Annotated in this window: 20 protein-coding genes; 9 read left to right on the top strand and 11 right to left on the bottom strand. The window is 70.7% G+C overall.

From position 1 onward, the window contains the following. Window positions 1-117: 117 nt before the first annotated feature. Complete coding sequence (locus RTK35_RS07395) at window positions 118-1815, top strand: Na/Pi cotransporter family protein (protein WP_316907712.1); 1698 nt, start codon at window positions 118-120, stop codon at window positions 1813-1815. Between the two features lie 42 nt (window positions 1816-1857). Then, window positions 1858-2895 carry an AraC family transcriptional regulator gene (locus RTK35_RS07390; RefSeq protein WP_316907711.1) on the top strand — a complete coding sequence of 346 codons (1038 nt, stop codon included), beginning with the start codon at window positions 1858-1860 and terminating at the stop codon, window positions 2893-2895. Between the two features lie 11 nt (window positions 2896-2906). On the opposite strand, the gene RTK35_RS07385 is transcribed toward RTK35_RS07390, so the two are convergent. Both RTK35_RS07385 and RTK35_RS07380 read right to left on the bottom strand, forming a co-directional pair. Continuing rightward, complete coding sequence (locus RTK35_RS07385; RefSeq protein ID WP_074966914.1) at window positions 2907-3854, bottom strand: SDR family oxidoreductase; 948 nt, start codon at window positions 3852-3854, stop codon at window positions 2907-2909. Then, window positions 3842-4753, bottom strand: a complete 912-nt coding sequence (locus RTK35_RS07380; protein ID WP_044401433.1) for a bile acid:sodium symporter family protein — start codon at window positions 4751-4753, stop codon at window positions 3842-3844. Before RTK35_RS07380 ends, RTK35_RS07385 begins: the two co-directional genes overlap by 13 nt. A gap of 179 nt (window positions 4754-4932) precedes the next feature. On the opposite strand from RTK35_RS07380, the gene RTK35_RS07375 reads away from it, so the two are divergent. The 5 genes from RTK35_RS07375 (at window position 4933) to RTK35_RS07355 (ending at window position 11764) form a co-directional block, all read left to right on the top strand. Next, window positions 4933-5247, top strand: coding sequence for a hypothetical protein (locus tag RTK35_RS07375; RefSeq protein WP_316907710.1), 315 nt, complete (start codon window positions 4933-4935; stop codon window positions 5245-5247). Between the two features lie 152 nt (window positions 5248-5399). Further along, window positions 5400-7631, top strand: coding sequence for a putative bifunctional diguanylate cyclase/phosphodiesterase (locus tag RTK35_RS07370; protein ID WP_316907709.1), 2232 nt, complete (start codon window positions 5400-5402; stop codon window positions 7629-7631). After that, window positions 7628-9211, top strand: a complete 1584-nt coding sequence (locus RTK35_RS07365) for a PAS domain-containing methyl-accepting chemotaxis protein (RefSeq protein WP_142013124.1) — start codon at window positions 7628-7630, stop codon at window positions 9209-9211. The genes RTK35_RS07370 and RTK35_RS07365 overlap by 4 nt, the downstream gene beginning before the upstream one ends. A 69-nt stretch (window positions 9212-9280) precedes the next feature. Then, a complete protein-coding gene (locus RTK35_RS07360) occupies window positions 9281-10654 on the top strand; it encodes a pitrilysin family protein (protein ID WP_316907708.1) in 1374 nt (457 codons plus the stop codon). 78 nt (window positions 10655-10732) lie between these two features. Beyond that, window positions 10733-11764, top strand: coding sequence for a DUF5924 family protein (locus RTK35_RS07355; RefSeq protein WP_301151412.1), 1032 nt, complete (start codon window positions 10733-10735; stop codon window positions 11762-11764). A 273-nt stretch (window positions 11765-12037) separates the two neighbouring features. On the opposite strand, the gene RTK35_RS07350 is transcribed toward RTK35_RS07355, so the two are convergent. The 6 genes from RTK35_RS07350 to RTK35_RS07325 all read right to left on the bottom strand — a co-directional run bounded on the left by RTK35_RS07350 (window position 12038) and on the right by RTK35_RS07325 (window position 15165). Continuing rightward, window positions 12038-13264 carry a nucleoside recognition domain-containing protein gene (locus tag RTK35_RS07350; RefSeq protein ID WP_074969981.1) on the bottom strand — a complete coding sequence of 409 codons (1227 nt, stop codon included), beginning with the start codon at window positions 13262-13264 and terminating at the stop codon, window positions 12038-12040. 274 nt (window positions 13265-13538) lie between these two features. Continuing rightward, window positions 13539-14003, bottom strand: a complete 465-nt coding sequence (locus tag RTK35_RS07345; RefSeq protein WP_316907707.1) for an inhibitor of vertebrate lysozyme family protein — start codon at window positions 14001-14003, stop codon at window positions 13539-13541. 9 nt (window positions 14004-14012) lie between these two features. Beyond that, entirely contained in the window at window positions 14013-14174 is a 162-nt protein-coding gene (locus RTK35_RS07340; protein WP_044406249.1) for a DUF1328 domain-containing protein, read from the bottom strand. Between the two features lie 28 nt (window positions 14175-14202). Further along, window positions 14203-14409, bottom strand: coding sequence for a hypothetical protein (locus RTK35_RS07335; protein ID WP_074969975.1), 207 nt, complete (start codon window positions 14407-14409; stop codon window positions 14203-14205). A 17-nt stretch (window positions 14410-14426) separates the two neighbouring features. Continuing rightward, window positions 14427-14690 (bottom strand): hypothetical protein, encoded by a 264-nt coding sequence (locus RTK35_RS07330; protein WP_044406243.1) that lies wholly within the window; start codon window positions 14688-14690, stop codon window positions 14427-14429. Between the two features lie 40 nt (window positions 14691-14730). Next, window positions 14731-15165, bottom strand: coding sequence for a ferritin-like domain-containing protein (locus RTK35_RS07325; protein WP_044406241.1), 435 nt, complete (start codon window positions 15163-15165; stop codon window positions 14731-14733). A 285-nt stretch (window positions 15166-15450) separates the two neighbouring features. On the opposite strand from RTK35_RS07325, the gene algB reads away from it, so the two are divergent. Both algB and RTK35_RS07315 read left to right on the top strand, forming a co-directional pair. Then, the gene (gene algB / locus RTK35_RS07320; RefSeq protein WP_044406239.1) at window positions 15451-16800 is read left to right on the top strand and encodes a sigma-54-dependent response regulator transcription factor AlgB; all 1350 of its coding nucleotides are present in this window, start codon (window positions 15451-15453) and stop codon (window positions 16798-16800) included. Beyond that, window positions 16797-18584 carry a KinB sensor domain-containing domain gene (locus RTK35_RS07315; RefSeq protein ID WP_074969973.1) on the top strand — a complete coding sequence of 596 codons (1788 nt, stop codon included), beginning with the start codon at window positions 16797-16799 and terminating at the stop codon, window positions 18582-18584. Before algB ends, RTK35_RS07315 begins: the two co-directional genes overlap by 4 nt. 9 nt (window positions 18585-18593) lie before the next feature. Here the strand turns inward: RTK35_RS07315 and RTK35_RS07310 are convergent, their stop codons facing one another. From RTK35_RS07310 to RTK35_RS07300, 3 genes are all read right to left on the bottom strand, one after another. Beyond that, entirely contained in the window at window positions 18594-19379 is a 786-nt protein-coding gene (locus tag RTK35_RS07310; RefSeq protein WP_222900643.1) for an N-acetylmuramoyl-L-alanine amidase, read from the bottom strand. Continuing rightward, complete coding sequence (locus RTK35_RS07305; protein ID WP_142013132.1) at window positions 19376-19969, bottom strand: MarC family protein; 594 nt, start codon at window positions 19967-19969, stop codon at window positions 19376-19378. The genes RTK35_RS07310 and RTK35_RS07305 overlap by 4 nt, the downstream gene beginning before the upstream one ends. Before the next feature lie 72 nt (window positions 19970-20041). Next, window positions 20042-20662 (bottom strand): hypothetical protein, encoded by a 621-nt coding sequence (locus tag RTK35_RS07300; RefSeq protein ID WP_316907706.1) that lies wholly within the window; start codon window positions 20660-20662, stop codon window positions 20042-20044. Window positions 20663-20829: the final 167 nt, after the last annotated feature.

Here is a 20829-nt window from a genome sequence, read left to right as displayed (position 1 = left end):
CGTCTGTGGGGCCTGGTCCTGCCAGGGAATGGCGGCAGCCAGGGCCCCGGGAACGTGTCGCGATCTCCGCCCGGCAATTGGGGCGGCGCGCGACCGGCTTCTTGAAGGAGGGGTCCGATGCTCACCTTGCTCAACCTGCTTTCCGCCGTGGCCCTGCTGGTCTGGGGGACCCATATCGTGCGGACCGGCATCCTCCGGGTCTACGGCAGCGACCTGCGGCGCCTGCTCGGCCACGCCATGCGCCGCACCCCGCTGGCCTTTGCCGCCGGCATCGGCGTCACCGCGCTGGTGCAGAGCAGCAACGCCACGGCGCTGCTGGTCACATCCTTCGTCGCCCAGGGGCTGATGGGGCTGTCCTCGGGGCTGGCGATCATGCTCGGCGCCGACGTCGGCACGGCGCTGATGGCGCGGGTGCTGACCTTCGACCTGTCGTGGCTGTCGCCGCTGCTGATCTTCTTCGGGGTGATCCTGTTCCTCTCGCGCAAGCAGACCCGCCTCGGCCAGATGGGCCGGGTGGCCATCGGCCTGGGGCTGATCATCCTCGCGCTGCAGCTGATCGTCGCCGCTGCCGAGCCCATCACCACCGCCAAGGGGGTGAAGGTGCTGTTCTCCTCGCTGACCGGCGACGTGATGCTCGACGCCCTCACCGGCGCGCTGTTCGCCATGATCACCTACTCCAGCCTGGCGGCGGTGCTGCTCAGCGCCACCCTGGCGGCGGCCAAGGTGATCCCGCTCAAGGTGGCGCTGTGCCTGGTGATCGGCGCCAACGTCGGCAGCGGCATCCTGGCGATGATCAGCGCCACCTCGCAGAACGCCGCCGGTCGCCGGGTGGCCCTGGGCAGCCTGCTGTTCAAGCTCGCCGGCACCCTGCTGGTGCTGCCGCTGGTGGGCCCGCTGGCCCACTGGCTGGACACCTGGCCGTTCTCCACCGCCGAGCTGGTGATCGCCTTCCACGTGCTCTACAACAGCGTGCGCTGCCTGCTGTTCCTGCCGCTGACGCCCTACATGGCGCGCTTCTGCGACTGGCTGCTGCCTGACCGCGAGCAGCCCACCGACGTCGCGAGGCCGCGCCACCTGGACCCCACCGCCCTGGACACGCCGAGCCTGGCCCTGGCCAACGCCGTGCGCGAGACCCTGCGCCTGGGGGACATCGTCGAGCAGATGCTCAACCACCTGCTGGCGCTGATGCGCGGTGCCGACCCCAGCCTGGGCCGCGAGATCCACCGCCTGGACGACGACATCGACGCCCTCTACACCGCCATCAAGCTCTACCTGGCGCGCATGCCCCGCGAGGACCTCAGCGAACGCGACAGCCGACGCTGGGCCGAGATCATCGAGCTGACCATCAACCTGGAGCAGGCCGGCGACCTGATCGAGCGCATGCTCGGCGACGTGCAGCACAAGAAGACCGCCCAGCAGCGCTCCTTCTCCGACGCCGGCCTGGCCGACATCGGCGACCTGCACCAGCAACTGGTGGACAACCTGCGCCTGAGCCTCTCGGTGTTCCTCAACGGCGACCAGGAGAACGCCAAGCGCCTGCGCCGCGCCAAGCAGCGCTTCCGCGTGCTGGTGCGGCGGCTGTCCCATGCGCACCTGGAGCGGCTGCACCAGCAGGTGGTGGAAAGCATGGAGACCAGCGCCCTGCACCTGGGCCTGATCAGCGACATGAAGCGCCTCAACTCGTTGTTCTGCGCCATCTCCTACGCCGTGCTGGACAACCCCGAGGCCCCGCTCAGCGCCCGGGACGAAGACGACATCGACCCGCAGCGCGACGTCGAAGTGGCCTACCCGCCGGAGATCACCTCGCACCGCTGACAGCGCTTTCCGACAGACGCGGCCTTGGGCAGAATCCTGCCCATGAGCCCGCCTGCCACCCCCTCCGGACACGCCTCGGTCAGCGCCAGCCTGACCCAGGCCGTGCTGCACGCCGCCGTGGCCCTGGGCCTGCCCAGGGCCACGCTATTGCAGGACAGCGGCCTGGCCGACGCCGACCTCAACGACCCCGACGCGCGCATCCCCTTCACCCGGCAGGAAGCCCTCTGGCACAGCATCGCCCGTCACCTCGACACCCCCGAACCCGGCCTGGCCCTGGGCAGCGCCCTGGCCCCCGGGCAGTTCAGCGTGCTCGGCTACCTGCTGCAGAGCAGCCCGACCCTGGGCGAGGCCCTGGAAGCGGAACTGCGCTACCAGCGCCTGGTGGGCGAGGGCGGCACCCTGGTGGTGGACGCCCGGGGCGACGAGCTCTGGACCCTCTACCGCCCCCTCGACCCGCATGCGCCCGCCACCCGCCCACGGGTGCTGGCGCTGATGGCCTTCTGGGTGGGGCTGATGCGCCCGCTGCTGGACGACCTGCGCCTGCTGCGCGCCACCTTCCAGCACCCGGCCCCGGCCGACCTGGCGCCCTACCAGGCCTGCTTCGGCTGCCCCCTGGTCTTCGACGCCGCCGACTACGCCCTGGTGCTGCCCTTGAGCCTGCGCCAGGCCCCGCTCAAGCAGGCCAACCCGCCCTTGCAGGCGGTGCTGCGCCAGCACGCCGAAGCCCTGCTCGCGCGCCTGCCCAGCGAAGGCCTGCGGGCGCGGGTGGTGGCCCTGCTGGGTGCCCAGCTGGCCCATGGCGAACCCGACCGCGCAGCGCTGGCCAGCGCCCTCGGCCTCAGCGAACGCACCCTGCAGCGCCGCCTCGCTGAAGAAGGCAGCAGCTACCAGCACCTGCTGATCGACACCCGCCGGCAACTGGCCGAGCGGCACCTGCAGGACGCCGACCTGCCCATCGCCGAAATCGCCCTGCTGCTCGGCTACTCCGAACCCAGCGTGTTCTTCCGCGCCTTCCGCCAGTGGACCGGGATGACCCCCGGCGAATACCGCCAGGCCCGGCGCCAGGTGGCAAAGGCGTAGCCGAGGCGGCGCTAGCGGCGCCCGCCCCGGGCAGCGAGAAAGGCCAGGAACGCCTCGCGGCTGCTGTACCTCGGCACATAGCCGAACACTGCCTTCAGCCGCCGGTTGTCCAGCACCGGCCGATAGCGCAGGAAGTCCAGCTGCTCCGGCCCGTAGCGGGTCAGCCGCAGCGGCCGCAGCAGCCCCAGCACCAGGCGGATCAGCCCCGCCGGCAGCGGCCGGTAGGGCTTGCCCAGCAGCCCGGCGATCTCCGCCAGGGACAGCGCGCCATCCCCGGCGAGGTTGTAGAGCCCGGTGCTGCCGCGCTCCAGGCCCTGGACGAGGATGTCCACCACGTCCTCGTCCCAGATGAACACGAAGCGGCTGTCGTGCCCGCGCACGCCGAGCACGCTGGGCTTCTCGAACAGCGCGGTGATCTGGTTGTCCACCTGCCGGCCGAGGATGGTGCCGGGGCGCAGCACCAGCTGGCGCAGCTGCGGGTGCGCCCGGCGCGCCTCGGCCAGCAGCCGCTCCACCTCGCGCTTGTGGCGGGCGTAGGCGAAGGCGTCGTGACCGCGCAGGGGCTGGTCCTCGTCGATCCACTCGGCGTTGTCGGGGTGGTAGCCGTAGGCGGCGCCGGAGCTGGTCACCACCAGTTGCCCGACGCCCGCCGCGATGGCGGCGTCCAGCACCGCGCGGGTGCCGCCCACGTCGATGGCGTGCAGGGTGGCCTCGTCCATGCCCGGCGGCGGCGTCACCACCGAGGCCAGGTGGACGATGGCGTCCGGGCGCCAGGCGCGGATGCAGTCATGCACCGCCCGGGCCTGGCTGACGTCGAGCCAGGCCCGGGCCACGCCCTCGGGTGCCGGCCACTCGCGCACGTCGGTGGCCAGCAGCGGCCAGTCCGGGTGGCGCGCGGCCAGGGCCTCCACCAGTTGCCGGCCGATGAAGCCGCCGCCGCCGGTGATCAGGACGCGCATGCCGGCACCTCCTCGGGCAACGGGCGGTTGCGCCAGTACGCCACCAGCAGCAGGCCGCTGACCAGGTGCCAGGTGCCCCAGAAGGCCGCCACCAGGGCCATGTTCGGCTCACCGCCGAACTGGGCGAAGATCAGCCCCAGCGCCAGCCCGGAGTTGTGCATGCTGATCTCGATCACCATGGCCCGGCGGTTGGCGCCGTGCTGGCGGGCCAGCACCGCCATCAGCCAGCCGAGCACGATGGCGCTGGCGTTGTGCAGCACCACGATGAAGAACACCAGCCCGAGGTTGTCGACGAACAGCCGCCAGTTGCCGGCCACCGCGCCCGCCACGAAGACCACGAAGGCCAGCAGCGCGAAGCGCTTGAACCAGGGCATCGCCCGGGTCGCCCAGCGCGGCCACAAATTGCCCACCAGCATGCCCAGCGCCAGGGGCAGGCCGAGTAGCAGCAACACGCTCACCAGCAGGCCGCCGCGGTCCATCGCCAAGGCATCCAGGCGCCCGGCCAGGTAGGCCGCGCCCTCGGGGTTGAGGCTGCTGGTGAGGGCGAAGTTGAACGGCAGCAGCACCAGCGCCAGCAGGCTGGACAGCGCGGTCATGCTCATCGACAGCGCGGTGTTGCCCCGCGCCAGGTGGGTCATCACGTTGGACAGGTTGCCGCCGGGGCAGCAGGCCACCAGCAGCAGGCCCAGCTCCAGGCCCGGGTGCAGGTCCACCAGCAGCGTCACCCCGAGGGTCGCCCAGGGCAGGATCAGGCACTGCCCGAGCATGCCCGCCAGCACCGGCTGCGGTTGCCGGAGCACGGCGAGGAACTGCGCGGTGCGCAGCTCCAGGGACACGCCGAAGATCATCACCGCCAGCACCAGGCCGAGCACCAGTTGCTGGTTCGCGTCGTAGTTCATGCAGGGCGCCTGTCATTGTCGTTGTGCCGGGCACTCTACCTGCCCCCCGTGGCTGCCGGCAGTGACCGGTCAGGCCAGCGGTCATGGCGAATCGCGACAGACTGACGCGGGTCAATATTCGACCAGGGGCCGCTGCCTAGAGTGCGTAGCCTTTTGCCATCAGCCTGAAGCCCCTGCCCATGGATCGCTCCGAACCACCGCTCGTCGCCATCAACGACCCCGCGCTGGCCTGCCTGCTGCGCGACATGCTGCCGGCCATGGGCATCGTCTGCGAGGTCGTCGAGGACGCTGCCGACTGCTCCCGCGCTCCACTTTGCCGCTGGCTCAATGACGCGTCCTTGAGCGACGCGGTCCGTTTGCGCCTGTTGCTGGACGAGGCCATCGCGGTGCTCGAACGCACCCGCCATGCCTTCAAATCCCGTGAACTCGGGCACTTGCGCCGGCGCCTGGAAGAGGCGCGGGAAGAGTTGTCGCACCCCGCCCCGCTGGTGTAAAACCCAGCGCTGCGAAGGCCCCGCAGGCAGCGGGGGCCGGCTTTGCCGGGCAGGACGAAGGGCCTGCAAGACAAGGCGCCACGGGAGGCCGTTCCAATTGGAACGGCCTCCCGTGGCGCCTTTTTTATTGCCCGTGATCCATGGGAGACGCTATGGAGCTGAAAGGACAACTGGAAGGCCTGCGCGCACGCATCGGCCTGAGCAACCGCGAGATCGACCAGCGCTGCCGCTACCTGGACTGGCAGGCCCTGGACGCGGAGCGCCTGAACCGCCATGCCGACGCCATGGAAGCCGTCCACCTGGCCTTCGTCGAGCACCTCTATGCGCACCTGGAGGCGTTCCCGCCGCTGGCCAGCATCCTGCGCAACCCGACCACCCTGGCCCGGCTCAAGGCCAGCCAGCTGGACTACTACAAGCGCCTGTGGAGCGGCCCCTACGACACGGACTACGTGCTCAACCGGCTGCGCGTGGGGCTGGTGCACCAGCACGTCGGCGTGGACCTGAAGTGGTACCTGGGCGCCTACCGCCTGTACCTGGCGCAAATGGTCGAAAGCCTGCTGGGCGACAGCGACGCCACCCGCACCCTGGGCAGCCTGCTGAAGGTGGTGTTCTTCGACATCTCCCTGGCGGTGGACACCTACAGCGCCGCCCAGCGCCAGGCCCTGGAAGACAGCGAGGCGCGCTTCGCCCGCGCCCTGCGCGGTGCCCACGACGGCATCTGGGACTGGGACCTGGCCCACGACCGGCTCTACGTCTCCGAGCGCTGGGCGAGCATGCTCGGCCTGCCCCGGGACGCCCTCGGCGAGACCAGCGCCGCCTGGTTCGCCCGCGTCCACCCCGACGACCTGCCGGCCCTGCGCCAGGCCATCGACGCCCACCTGCGTGGCGACGCGCCCTGGCTCAGCCACGAGTACCGCATCCGCCAGCAGACCGGCGGCTACCTCTGGGTGCAGGTGCGCGGCGTTGCCGAAGGGCAGCGCATGGCCGGCTCCCAGAGCGACATCAGCCAGCGCAAGGCCACCGAGCACCAGCTCAGCCATGCCGCCCGCCACGACCCGCTCACCGGCCTGGCCAACCGCCTGCGCCTGGACGAACTGCTGCAACAGGCCCTGCAGCGCCAGCTAAAGCCCGGCGCGCGGCAGGCGGCGCTGCTGTTCATCGACCTGGACCGCTTCAAGCTGATCAACGACAGCCTCGGCCACGCCGTGGGCGACCGCGTGCTGGTGGAGGTGGCCCAGCGCCTCAAGCGCTGCCTGCGCCCCGGCGACCACCTGGCGCGCTTCGGCGGCGACGAGTTCGTCGTGCTGCTGGACGACCTGGCCCACCTGGGCGATGCCGAGCAGGTGGCCAAGCGCATGCTGGAAAGCCTGCACCAGCCCCTGCACCTGGACGACCGCACCCTGGTGGTCAGCGCCAGCATCGGCTTCACCGCCCTGCAGGCCGAAGGCCAGACCATCGACGCGCTGCAGGCGGCGGACCTGGCGCTGTACCGCGCCAAGGAATCCGGCAAGGCGCAGATCGCCCGCTTCAGCCAGGACCTGCAGACCGCCGCCAAGCAGCGCCTGGAACTGGAAAGTGCCCTGGCCCAGGCCCTGGCGCGGCAGGAGTTCTTCCTCCACTACCAGCCCATCTGCCGGGTCGACCAGGGCCAGCCGCGCCTGGTGGCGGTGGAGGCCCTGCTGCGCTGGCGCCAGGGCGATGCCCTGGTGTCCCCGGCGCGCTTCATCCCGGCCCTGGAGGAGTCCGGCGAGATCATCGCCGTGGGCGACTGGGTGCTGCGCGAGGCCTGCCGCCAGACCCGCGCCTGGCAACGGGCCGGCCAGGCCGACCTGCGCTGCTCGGTCAACCTCTCCAGCCGCCAGCTGCACCAGCCGGGCTTCGCCCAGCGGCTGCGGGCGATCCTCGCCGAGACCGGGCTGGACCCGGCCAGCCTGGTGCTGGAGATCACCGAGAGCCTGCTGATGCAGGACGGCGCCGACACCCTCGCCTGCCTGCGCGAGCTGGCCTGCCAGGGCGTGCGCCTGGCGCTGGACGACTTCGGCACCGGCTACTCGTCCCTCGGCTACCTCAAGCGCTTCCCCCTGCACATCCTCAAGGTGGACCGCAGCTTCATCGCCGGCGTGCCCGACGACGCCGAGCTGCGCACCATCTCCCGCGCCATCATCGGCCTGGGCGCCAGCCTCGGCCTGGAGGTGATCGCCGAAGGCGTGGAGAACCCGGCCCAGCTGGACTTCCTCCTCGACGAGGACTGCCACTACGCCCAGGGCTTCTGGTTCAGCCAGCCGCGCGCCCCGGACCACCTGCAGCGCCTGCTGGACGGCGAGGACAGCCTCGCCTGCCTGCACGGCCAGCCCAGCCGCACCTTCGAGGGGGCCCAGCGATGAAGCGCAACCTGCCGGTCACCGGACGCGCGGTGGACTTCCCCGCCGACGCCAACATCCTCTCCACCACCGACCTGAAGGGCGTGATCACCCACGTCAACCAGGACTTCATCGACATCAGCGGCTTCACCCGTGAGGAGCTGCTGGGCCGCAGTCACAACATGGTGCGCCACCCGGACATGCCGCCGGCGGCCTTCGAGCACCTGTGGCAGACCCTCAAGGCCGGCCGCAACTGGATGGGCCTGGTGAAGAACCGCTGCAAGAACGGCGACCACTACTGGGTCAGCGCCTTCGTCACCCCGGTGGTGCGCGAAGGCCAGGTGGTGGAGTACCAGTCGGTGCGCACCCGCCCCACCCGTGAGCAGGTGGCCCGGGCCGAGCGGCTCTATGCCGAGCTGTCCAGCGGGCGCCCGCTGCGCCCGCCGCCCCTGCCATTGCACCTGCGCCTGCTGGGCGGCCCGTTGCTGGGTGGCGTGCTCGGGTTGCTGACCCACGCCGTGCTGGCCCCCGAGGGCGAGTGGGCCGCGCTGCCCTCGCTGCTGGTGGCGGTGCTCACCGCCGGCGCCTGGCTGCGCTGGCAGCTGCGCCCGCTGGACGCCCTGCTGGCGCGGGCCGGCGCCATCGCCGACAACCCCCTGAGCCAGGCGGTGTACTGCCAGCGCCACGACGAGTTCGGCCGCCTGGCGCTGTGCCTGCAGATGCTGGAGACCGAGGCCGGCGCCCTGGTGGGGCGCATCGCCGAATCCTCCCACCTGCTGGCCGAGCACGCCGAGCGCCTGGCCGAGGCGGTCAGCCGGGGCAGCGCCGGCAGCCAGCGCCAGCTGGAGGAGACCGACCAGGTGGCCGGCGCCATGAGCCAGATGGCCAGCAGCGTGCAGGAGGTGGCGCGCAGCGCCCAGCACAGCGCCAGCGCCGCCGACCGCACCGACGACGCCGCCCGCCTGGGCCGCGAGGAAGTGCAGGCCACCTGCGAGCGGATCGCCGAACTGGACCGCGAAGTGCGCGAGGCCGGCTGGGTGGTGGAAACCCTGCAGGCCCGCAGCGGCGAGATCGGCCAAGTGCTCGACGTGATCCGGGGCGTGGCCGAGCAGACCAGCCTGCTGGCGCTCAACGCCGCCATCGAGTCAGCCCGTGCCGGCGAGGCCGGGCGCGGCTTCGCCGTGGTGGCCGACGAAGTGCGGGCCCTGGCCGGGCGCACCCAGCAGTCCACCGCCGAGATCCACCGCATGATCAGCGCCCTGCAGAGCTGCAGCGAACAGGCGATGCAGGCCATGCGCCGCAGCGGCGAACGCGCTGGCGACAGCCTGGAGCAGGCCCGGCGCGCCAGCCAGGCGCTGGAGCAGGTCAACCAGCAGGTGGCGGCGATCACCCACATGAGCCTGCAGATAGCCAGCGCGGTGGAGCAGCAGGGCGCCGCCGGCGACGAGATCCAGCGCAGCCTGGAGGCCATCCGCCTGGCGGCCGACCAGAACGCCGCCAGCGGCCAGTGCAGCCACCACAGCGCCGGCGAGGTGGCGGGGCTGGCGGTCAACCTGCGGCAGCTGGCGCTGCAGTTCTGGAGTGGGCGGCGAAGCCTGTCGTAGACGGGCACGGGGGCGGACGATCCGCTATGCTCGGCGCTTCGTTCCCGCCAGCCGCCGTCCCCGCCCGCCATGCGCTACCTGCTTTGCCTGCTGCTCCTGCTCGGCACCCCTGCCCACGCCTTCGACCGTGACCAGGTCGAGGGCTACCTGCTGGAGAACGGCCTGCAGGTCATCCTCAAGCCCACCCCGAACCGGGGCCACGTCTCCATCCGCCTGGTGGTGGGGGTCGGCTTCGACGACTTCGCCTGCGACGAGAAAGAGCTGCCGCATCTGCTGGAGCACCTGTTCTTCAGTGGCCTGCCCGGCAATGGCGAGGCCGACCTGGAGGCGCGCATGCAGGCCCTGGGCGGCGAGTGGAACGCCTTCACCAGCGACAGCGACACCGCCTTCGTGCTGGAAGTGGCCGCGCGCAACCAGCGCCAGGCCCTCGACCTGCTGCTGGCGATCCTCCGCGAAACGCCCCTGGACGAGGGCCGCGTCGCCGCCGCCAAGCGCGTAGTGCAGCGCGAGGGTGGCGGCCACTACTCGCATCTGGAGCGCCTGCTGGACCACCAGTCCCTGGGCCGCGAGGCCCACGAGCAGCTCGCCGTGGAGCTGGGCCTGGCGTGCGCCGAGCGCCCCTCGGTGGAGGGGCTGACCCTGGAGCGCCTGCAGGATGTGCGTGACACCTGGTACGGCGCCAACAACATGTCCCTGATCGTGGTCGGCGACCTCGACCCGCGCCTGCCCGCCTACCTCGATCGCCGCTACGGCGAGCTGCCGCCGGTGGAGGTGCGCGAGCACCCGGCGCTGCCCACCATCAGCGCCGAGGCCGCGCCGCGCCTGACCCTGCGCAAGGGGCTGGTGGGCAATGGCGCCACCCTGCACTGGATCTTCCCCGAGCCGCTGGAGGACGGGGCCGACTACGCCACCCTGGAGCTGCTGCAGGACTACCTGGACTGGGAGCTGTACCAGCAGCTGCGCATCCGCAGCGGCCTCTCCTACGGCCCCTGGACCGACCGCCGCGCCTATGGCGGGCAGACCTTCACCAGCCTCAACGCCGACCTGGAGCGCGAGGACCTCGACGAAGCGGTGCAGGTGCTGCAGGACACCACCCGGCGCCTGCGCGAGCACGGTGTCGACCGGACCAGCTTCGAGCGCCTGCGCCGGCTGGCGGTGGATCGCCAGGCCTGGGTCGCCCAGGGCGACGTGGCCCTGGCGGACTACTACTGGGGCGCCCTCGGCACCTACCAGGACGGGCGCTTCGAGAGCACCGCCAAGGCTTTCGCCCAGGTCACCCCGGAGCAGGTCGACAGTACCGTCCGCGCGCTGTTCGCCGAGCCGGGCTACCTGCGCATCGAGGCACCGCTGCTGACCTACGAGCAACTGGCCTGGCTACTGGCCGCGCTGCTCGCCCTGCTGGCCCTGGCCGGCTGGTGGCTGCACCGCCGCCTGCGGCGCTGAACTGGCCGTCGGCCCGGCTTCTCAGCCTGCGGCCGACGGCAGTATCCTTCCGCCCCCCGCCTGCCACGCCGCCCTGCCATGACGTTCTGGAAAGACCGCCTGTTCGCCCTCATCGCCTTCATCCAGCGCCACCCGCGCCTGGTGGCGCTGTACGGGTTCTGCTCGGGGGTGGGCAGTTTCATCCTGGTGGACCGTGGCGCGCGCCTGGCCAAGGTGGTGGCGGTGCTGATGCTGGTGAGCTGGGTCTGGCTGCTGGCGGAGAACCTGTTCCGCCGGGCCATCGAGCGCTGGCTGAAGATCGAGCTGCCGCCGGCGCTGACGCGCTTCCTGACCCAGCTGATCCACCAGGAAAGCTTCTTCTTCGTGCTGCCGTTCTTCTTCATCACCACCAGCTGGAACAGCGGCCAGGCCCTGTTCACCGGGGTGCTGGGGCTGGCGGCGCTGTTCTCCATCACCGACCCGGTCTACAACAACGCCCTGGCACCGCGCCGCTGGCTGTACCTGGCCTACCACTCCCTGGCGCTGTTCGCCGTGCTGCTGACGGCGCTGCCGATCATCCTGCACCTGACCACGGCGCAGAGCTTCCAGTGGGCCCTGGGCATCGCCGTGCTGCTGTCGTTCCTCAGCCTGTGCAGCGCCATGCGCGTGCGCAGCCTGCGCCGGGGCCTGGCCCTGGTGGGGCTGACCCTGGCCCTGGGCGCCGCCGGCTGGCTGGGCCGGGTGATGGTGCCGCCGGCCACCCTGTGGCTGACCGAAGTGGCGGTGACGCCGGAGATGAACCAGCGCACCCCGGGACAGGGCGTGGAGCAGATCTCCGCCGCCAAGCTGCGGGCCGACGGCCTCTACGCCTACACCGCGATCAACGCCCCGCGCGGGCTGAACGAGCGCATCTACCACGTATGGCGCTTCGAGGGCCGCGAGGTGGACCGCATCGCCCTCGACATCCACGGCGGCCGCGAGGCCGGCTACCGCGCCTGGACCCACAAGCAGCGCTTCCCCGCCAACCCGGTGGGCCAATGGCAGGTGCGGGTGGTGACCGAGGCCGGCCAGATGATCGGCACCCTGCGTTTCGAGGTCACCGAAGACCCGTTGCCGCCCAAGCCTCGTTGAGCGGATCCACGGCCCAGCGGCGGTGGGCTGAAGCCCACCCTACGAACGGTGGCTCGGGGATCGATGCGGTTCGCCGAGCTCACCGCATCCTACGGACGGCACTCGGCACGGCCACGACGGTGGATCGGTGAAGCGCGATCCCCCTACGAAGCGGGGCATGGCGGCAAACGCAGGATGGGCTGAGCGGTGCGAAGCCCATCATTGCCCGGGCGCCGGGTTCGATGCGGAGCGCCGTAGCCCGGGCTTCAGCCCGGGAAGCGCCGGGAACCGGGATCAGCCGAAGAACCAGTAGCACACGCCGATGGAGGCCAGCACGCCGGCGAAGTCCGCCAGCAGGGCGCAGCCCACGGCGTGGCGGGCGCGCTGGATGCCGACGGCGCCGAAATACACGGCGAGCACGTAGAAGGTGGTCTCGGTGCTGCCCTGCACGGTGGCGGCGACCAGGGCAGGGAAGCTGTCCACCCCCTGGCTCTGCATGGTCTCGATGAGCATGGCCCGCGCGGCGCTGCCGGAGAACGGCTTGACCAGCGCGGTGGGCAGGGCGTCGACGAAGCGGGTGTCCCAGCCGGCCCATTCCACCAGACTGCGGATGCCGTCCAGGCCGAACTCCAGGGCGCCCGAGGCGCGCAGCACGCCGACGGCGCAGAGCATCGCCACCAAGTAGGGCAACAGGCCCTTGGCCACGTCGAAGCCTTCCTTGGCGCCGTCCACGAAGGCTTCGTAGACCGGCACCTTCTTCAGGGCCCCGGCGAGCAGGAAGACCAGGATCAGCCCGAACAGCACCAGGTTGCCCAGCAGCGAGGACAGCGCCGCCAGGGCGGTGGCAGAGAGCCCGGCGAGCACCGCCATGAAGGCGCCCAGCAGCAGCGCGCCGGGCACCAGGTAGGCCAGCACCACCGGGTCCCACAGGCGCAGGCGCTGCATCACGGCAACGCTCAGCAAGCCCACCAGGGACGAGGCGGTGGTGGCCAGCAGGATGGGCAGGAACACCAGGGTCGGGTCGCTGGCACCCTGCTGGGCGCGGTACATGAAGATCGACACCGGCAGCAGGGTCAGGGAAGAGGCGTTGAGCACCAGGAACAGGATCTGCGCGTTGCTCGCCACGGTGGCGCTGGGGTTGAGCTCCTGCAGGGCCTTCATGGCCTTGAGGCCGATGGGGGTGGCGGCGTTGTCCAGACCCAGGCCGTTGGCGGCGAAGTTGAGGGTGATCAGCCCCAGCGCCGGGTGCCCGGCCGGCACCTCGGGCATCAGCCGGCGGAACAGCGGCCCCAGCAGCCAGGCCAGGCGCTCCACCAGCCCGGCGCGCTCGGCGATGCGCAGGAAGCCGAGCCAGAGGGTGAGGGTGCCGAACAGCAGCACCATGACCTCCACCGAGAGCTTGGCCATGGCGAACAGGCTCTCCACCATGGCCGCCCAAACGCCGGGATCGCCGCCGATCCAGCGTGCCGCCGCGGCGGTTGCCGCCACCAGGAAGAAGCCGAGCCAGAGGCCGTTGAGCATGGGGGATGTCCCTCGAATCCGATGGAGGCGGATGATAGCGGCGGGCATCGGGGCGGCGCCAGAAGGGCTGCCGGACGGGTGGCCAGCTGTGGGCTGGACATCAATGAGCCGCGCCGGGCGTCCCGTGTGGAACGCCCGGCGTCGGTTTCGCCTGACCCGGCCCGCCTGTGCGGAGGTACCCCCTGTACCCCTAGGTCATGCCGCTCCTGTCGACGCGGAACAACCCGGCCCCCTGGTCATGTGGCCCCGCCTGCGGGACCTGTGGTCTGAATGCTCAGTACCAGTTCGGATCACGCCGGAGCTCGGCGTCGAGGATCGCCTTCTGGGCCTCGTCCGGCTCGCCCAGCCAGCGCAGGCTGGCGTGGCGGCTGGGCGATTTGTCCGCTGGCAGGCCCGGCGGGACCTGCACCAGCAGGGCGTAGGCGTCCTCCTTGTCCCAGCTGAAGGCCACCAGCAGCTTCTGGTGGGCGCAGTCGGCGCTGTCGCACAGCTGGCCCACCAGGTACTTGTCGCCATCCTCGTTGACCGCCTGCATGGGCGTGGCGGTGCCGCTGAGGTTCATCACCCATTCGGGCAGGCGGCTTTCGTCCTCCACCAGGTCCTGCCACGTCTCGCGGTACTGCGGGTCGGTGCCCAGCAGCTCGTTGAGGCGGTACTCGGCGTCGGTGTCGGCGGCCAGCGCCGTGCTGCCGGCAAGGCCCAGCAGCACGGCGGCGCAGAGTGGGCGCAACGTGCGCATCGGGCCTCCCTAGCCGCGGCGGCGGCCGAAGATGAACGAGACGATGAACAGCACCAGGAACAGCACGAAGAGGATCTTCGCGATGCCTGCGGCGGTGCCGGCGATACCGCCGAAGCCCAGGACAGCGGCGACGATGGCGATGACGAGGAAGGTAAGGGCCCAACTGAGCATGGTGAGTTCTCCTGCGTGGTAGGTAGGTTCAGCGCGCCAGGCCGAGGCCGAGGTCGTGCTGTGCACCGAACGAGGCGGAGGCTTCGTCCTGGGGCGTGTGGGGATCCGGGGTGTCGAGGTCGAGGTCGCTGAGGTAATGGCTTTCCAGCAGCGCGTTGCCCATCGCCAGGGCGCTGGCCAGGGCCAGCAGGCTGAGGGTGAGCAGGGCGGCGAATACGAGGGCCAGGGTCCACATGGTCGTGCTCCTTGGGGTCAGAACACCCAGCGCGGTTGCTGCGTCGGTTCGAGGAAGCGCTGTTGCGCCACGGTGTGCAGGTCGTCCGCCGGCGCGGTGGCCGGGCGCTGGTCCGCCGCCGGCGTGGGCACCACTTCGATGTGGGCGGGCAATGCGGGCAGGTGTTCGCGGGCCTTGAGGGCGCTGCGCAGCTGGTGTTCCACCAGCATCAGCAGGAACACCGCGAAGGCGACCAGCAGGCCTTTGCCGATAAGCGCGAGACGGGGTTGTGGACGGTTCATGCCGGTTCTCCTCCCTGCACAGGTGGCGGACGGGGCCGCCTCAGGCCATGGACTGCTTGAGGCTGCGCATGCGGTCGTGGCAGGCGCGGACCTTGGGCATTTCCACTGCGATCAGCTCGCGGACCTTGGGTTCGGCGGTCTCCAGGGCATCCTCGAAGGCGTGCAGGATGCGGTCCTCGGCCTGCTCCAGCTGGCCGACGTAGGCGGCGTACTCGTCCTTGGCCAGTGCGGCGCGGGTGTCGGCATAGACCTGGCGCAGGGTGCCCATCAGGGTGCCGCCGGTGGAGGGCGTCTCGTGGTTGGCGGCGACGCGCACGGTGAGCGCCTGGATGACCTCGGTCTTGGCGCTGGCCATCTCGCGGAACAGGCTCTGCAGGTTGGGGTCGCGGACTTCTTCGATGGCGTGCTGGTAGAAGCGCTCGCCGTCGCGGGTGATCTCGATCAGTTCATTCAGTTGTGCGGTGGTGCTGGTCATCTTCCGTTCTCCTGGTCCGAGCGATTCCGGACGCTCTCGGCAGGAGATTTCGCAAGCGTTGTGCCAGGTCTTGAAAAAGTCGTTTTTCCTTTTAAAACAGTCAGTTAGCCTCACTCCGAAAATACCGCCTGCATGCAGGCTGCAATCCGTGTAAGAAATCATCTTGCAACTTGCACGATCTTTCCTGGACTAAGCACCAGACGGCCACCTAGGCCCCCTACGCGTCCCGCCCCGATGGCGGGGTACGCGCCCTCGAACAACGACACGACACAGCGGAGCAAGAACATGGCATCGGCAACGGAAACCCGCGGACGCATCCTGCTGGTGGATGACGAATCGGCGATCCTGCGCACCTTCCGGTACTGCCTGGAGGACGAGGGCTACAGCGTGGCCACCGCCAGCAGCGCGGCGCAGGCGGAGGCGATCCTGCAGCGGCAGGTGTTCGACCTGTGCTTCCTCGACCTGCGCCTGGGCGAGGACAACGGCCTGGACGTGCTGGCGCAGATGCGCGTGCAGGCGCCGTGGATGCGGGTGGTGATCGTCACCGCGCATTCGGCGGTGGACACGGCGGTGGACGCCATGCAGGCCGGCGCGGCGGATTACCTGGTCAAGCCCTGCAGCCCCGACCAGCTGCGCCTGTCGGCGGCCAAGCAGCTGGAAGTGCGCCAGCTGACCGCGCGCCTGGAGGCCCTGGAGGGCGAGGTGCGCAAGCCCGGTGACGGCCTGGACTCCCAGAGCCCGGCGATGATGGCGGTGCTGGAAACGGCCCGGCAGGTGGCCAACACCGACGCCAACATCCTCATCCTCGGCGAGTCGGGTACCGGCAAGGGCGAGCTGGCCCGCGCCATCCACGGCTGGAGCAAGCGGGCGAAGAAGGCCTGCGTGACCATCAACTGCCCGTCGCTGTCGGCGGAGCTGATGGAGAGCGAGCTGTTCGGCCACACCCGTGGCGCCTTCACCGGGGCCAGCGAGAGCACCCTGGGCCGGGTCAGCCAGGCCGACGGCGGCACGCTGTTCCTCGACGAGATCGGCGACTTTCCCCTCACGTTGCAGCCCAAGTTGTTGCGCTTCATCCAGGACAAGGAATACGAGCGGGTGGGCGATGCGGTGACCCGCCGCGCCGATGTGCGCATCCTCGCGGCCACCAACCTCAACCTGGACGAGATGGTCCGCGAGGGGCGCTTCCGCGAGGACCTGCTCTACCGCCTGAACGTGATCACCCTGCACCTGCCGCCGCTGCGCGAGCGCACCGAAGACCTGCTGGGCCTGGCCGAGCGCTTCCTCGCGCGCTTCGTGAAGGACTACGCGCGGCCGGCCCGGGGCTTCAGCGAGGCAGCGCGTGAGGCACTGCTGAACTACGCCTGGCCGGGCAACGTGCGCGAGCTGCGCAACGTCATCGAGCGCGCCAGCATCATCTGCGGCCAGGAGCTGGTGGACGTCGGCAACCTCGGCCTGAGCGAGGCGCCGAGCGCCAACAACGCCCCGCGCATCGGCGCCGCCATGAGCCTGGAGGACCTGGAGAAGGCCCACATCGCGGCGGTGCTGGCCACCAGCGACACCCTGGACCAGGCGGCCCGGACGCTCGGCATCGACGCCTCCACGCTGTACCGGAAGCGCAAGCAGTACGGCCTATGAGGTTCCCGATGAAGCTGCGCACGCGGCTGTTCCTCAGCATCTCCGCGCTGATCACCGTGGCCCTGCTGGGGCTGTTGCTGGGGGTGACCAGCGTGATGCAGCTGGCGCGCTCCCAGGAGCAGCTGATCGCCTACAACTTCTCCACCATCGACCTGGGCGAGCAGATGCGCCGCCACCTGGGCGACCAGTTGGTGCTGCTGACGGCGCCGCACACCGACCCGGTGAAGCTGCACGACGCCCAGCAGCACTTTCGCAGCGTGGTGGAGCGGGGGCTGATGAATGCGCGGGACGAGAGCACCCGGGAGGGCTTCCGGGCCATCGCCGAGCACTTCGCACGCTTCGTCGAGGTGTCGGCAACGCCGGCCCGCGACGACCGCCAGCCGATGGACGATGTGGCCTTCAGCGAGGCCCTGAACGCCACCCGCAACGCCATGCTGGACCTACAGCGCCTCGCCCTGGACAACATCTCCAGCACCGAGCGCTACACCCGCGAGCGGGCGGTGCTGGTGGCCGGGTTGCTGGGCCTGCTGGCCCTGGCGGTGCTGCTGATCGGGGTGGTGACCGCCCACGGCATCGCGCGGCGCTTCGGCGCGCCCATCGAGGCGCTGGCGCGGGCGGCGGACCGCATCGGCCAGGGTGATTTCCAGGTCACCCTGCCGCTCTCCTCGGTGAGCGAGATGGCCTCCCTGAGCCGGCGCTTCGGGCTGATGGCCGAGGCGCTGCGGCAGCTGAAGGAGACCAACATCGAGAAGATGCTGGCCGAGCAGCGGCGGCTGAAGGCGGTGCTGGACAGCATCGACGACGGCTTGCTGATCCTCGACCGCGATGGCCGCATCGAGCACGCCAACCCGGTGGCGCAGCGCCAGCTGGCCTGGGACACCGAGCAGCTGGGCCAGCCGCTGAGCCGCGCCCTGGCGGTGCCGGCGCTGGAGGAGACCACCCGGCGGGTGCTGGCCGGCCAGGCGCTGGACCAGGTGCACCCGGACCTGGACATCCTCGCCGAGGGTGAGCACCGCCTGCTGAGCTGGCGGCTGACCCCGGTGAGCCTGGACGATGCGCGGGTGATGGGCGCGGTGATGGTGCTGCGCGACGTGACCGAGCAGCGTGCCTTCGAGCGGGTGCGCAACGAGTTCGTGCTGCGCGCCTCCCATGAGTTACGCACGCCGGTGACCGGCATGCAGATGGCCTTCGGCCTGCTGCGCGAGCGGGTAAAGGTGGCGCCGGACTCCCGCGAGGCGGACCTGCTGCAGACGGTGGACGAGGAGATGCAGCGGCTGGTGCGGCTGATCAACGACCTGCTGCACTTCTCCCGCTACCAGAACGGCATGCAGACCCTGACCCTGGCGCCCTGCGACCTGGACGAGCTGCTCGGCGGGGTGCGCGAGCGCTTCCTGGCCCAGGCCGAGGAGCGGCAGGTGGCCATCGAGCTGGACCTGCAGGGCCCGCTGCCCCGGGTGCCGGTGGACCGCCCGCAGCTGGAGCGGGTACTGGACAACCTGATGAGCAACGCCCTGCGCCACGCCCCCCGCGACGGGCGTATCCGCCTGCAGTCACGCCGCCACGGCGAGCGGGTGATCCTCAGCGTGGAGGACAACGGCGACGGCGTGCCCTACAGCCAGCAGGCGCGCATCTTCGAGCCCTTCGTGCAGCTGGGGCACAACCCCGGCGGCGTGGGCCTGGGGCTGGCGCTGTGCAAGGAGATCGTGCGGCTGCACGGCGGGCGCATCGGCATCTATTCGCGCCCCGGCGAGGGGGCGCAGTTCTACCTGACGCTGCCGGTGTAGAAGCGGCGCTCAGCGCGCGCCGCGGTTGAGTACCAGCAGCAGGGCGGCGGTCTCGGCGTCCGGCTGGCCGTCGTAGCGGCTCGGGCGGTACTTCATCTGGAAGGCGGCGATGACGTTGCGGGTGGCCTCGTCCAGCTGGCCGTTGCGCGGCACGGCATAGCCCTGGCGCTCCAGCTGCATCTGAAACCAGTCCACAGTGGGCAGGGCGGTGGCGAAGCGCACCTGTTCCTCGGCCACGGCGCGGTCGTCCGGCCAGGGCACCAGGCCGGCGTCGGCCAGGCGCTTCCAGGGGAACAGCGGGCCCGGATCGACCTTGCGCTGGGGGGCGATGTCGCTGTGGCCGATGATGCTGCCCGGAGGCAGGCCGTGGCGCTTGACCAAGTCCTTGAGGAGCGGGATGAGGGCGTTGATCTGGCCCTCGTCGAAGGGCTCCCATTCCAGCCCGTGGCCGGTCTGCCGGTAGCCTTCGTTGACCAGTTCGATGCCGATGGTGCTGGCGTTCAGCCAGGTGCGCCCCTGCCATTCGCTTTGCCCGGCGTGCCAGGCGCGGCGGTCCTCGCTCACCAGCTGGTAGACGGTGGGCGGCTGGGCGCCGATCAGGTAGTGGGCGCTGACGTCGCCTTCGGTCAGCAGGTGCAGGGAGTTGGCCAGGTTGGTGGAGGTGTAGTGCAGGACGATGTACTGCACCCGGCTGTTCTGGTTCTGCGAGGGGTGGCTGCGGTCGATCTGCAGGCCGTCGTGGGCGCAGCCACCGAGCAGGGTCAGGCACAGGCCGAGGGGGAGAAGTCGTTTCATGGGCGGATGTGCAACACGCTTTGCAGGTTGTCCAGGAGCATGTCGACGCTGAGCATGATCAGCAGCATGCCGGTGAGGCGCTCGACGGCCATGAGGCCGCGCTCGCCGAGGAAGCGCTGGAGGAAGGCGGCCTGCAGGAGGATCACGGCGGTGCAGGCCCAGGCCAGGATCACGGCGATGTACAGCTCCCACAGCTGGCCCTGGTGGGTGTTGCGCAGGGTCATCAGCACGGCGAGGGCGGAGGGGCCGGCCACCGCCGGGGTGGCCAGGGGCACCAGCATCGGTTCGCCGCCGGGCAGGTCGCCGAGCACGCCTTCGGGCCGGGGGAAGATCAGCCGCAGGGCGATGATGAAGAGGATGATGCCGCCGGCGATGGCGATGGCCTCGCGGGACAGGCCCAGGCCGCTGAGGATGTTCTCGCCGAAGGTGAGGAACAGCAGCAGCAGGCCGAGGGCGAACACCAGCTCGCGCAGGGCGACCTTGAGGCGCCGCTCGGGGGCGACGTTCTTCAGGGCGGCGATGAAGATGGCGATGTTCCCGAAGGGGTCGGTGACCAGGAAGATCAGCACCGCGATTCCGAGGATGTCCATGAGCGCTCCTGTGCGGGATACGGAATGGTAGGAGGGTGGGCCGGGTGCCGTCGAGCGGCACCCGGCGAGGCGTCAGAAGCGGTAGCGCAGGGTGCCGCGCAGGGCGCGCTGGTCGCCCGGCAGGGGCAGCAGGCGGTCGTCGCCCAGGCCCAGGCCGCCGCTCTGCTGCAGGTACTGCAGGCCGAGCAGCAGCTCGCGCTCGCGGGAGAAGAAGTAGTCGCCGGCATCGAAGCTGAGTTGCGGGCTGAAGCCGAAGCCGGCCGCCCGCGAGCCTTCGCTGCCGGCCCAGTCGAGGCCGCCGTCCAGCAGCCATTCGCTGTCGCCGATGCCGAAGGCATACAGCCAGGTGCCGCTGAGCTGGGCGGTGCGGCCCGGTTCGCGGGCGTCGTCCCGGGGCAGCAGCGCCAGGTCCAGCAGCTCCAGCTCCGGCGCGGCGACGATCAGGCTCAGCCCGCTCAGGGCCAGGTGCTCGGCACTGCTGGCGCGCCAGCCGAGGCCGGCGCTGGCCAGGGGCGGGCGCGGGGCCTCGTTGCCAGGGCGGACGAAACTCTCCCCGGCGGAATAGGGCAGGGTGGTGAACGCCAGGTTGCTGTCCATCAGCGGCAGCAGGGATTCGGCAGGCGCCTGGGCGGAGCACAGGCCCAGGGCCAGCGCGCCCAGCCAGCAGGCGGCGCGGTGGAAGGATGCACGCATCGAAAGGCTCCGGTGAGGATGACGGCCCCCCGTTCATCGCGGGGGTGCCAGGCAAGGGGGCGCGATTATACGCAGCCGCCCGGCGTGCGTCCGGCCCTTCCGGACGGCACTGTTCAACGACCGGAAATTGCCTATAACGTGTACAGACACAAGGACAACCCGGGAAA

The sequence above is a fragment of the Pseudomonas sp. zfem003 genome (genome assembly GCF_032621675.1).
GTDB lineage: Bacteria > Pseudomonadota > Gammaproteobacteria > Pseudomonadales > Pseudomonadaceae > Metapseudomonas > Metapseudomonas otitidis.
Note: the sequence above shows the minus strand (reverse complement) of the source record. Positions and strands in the feature narration are given on the sequence as shown.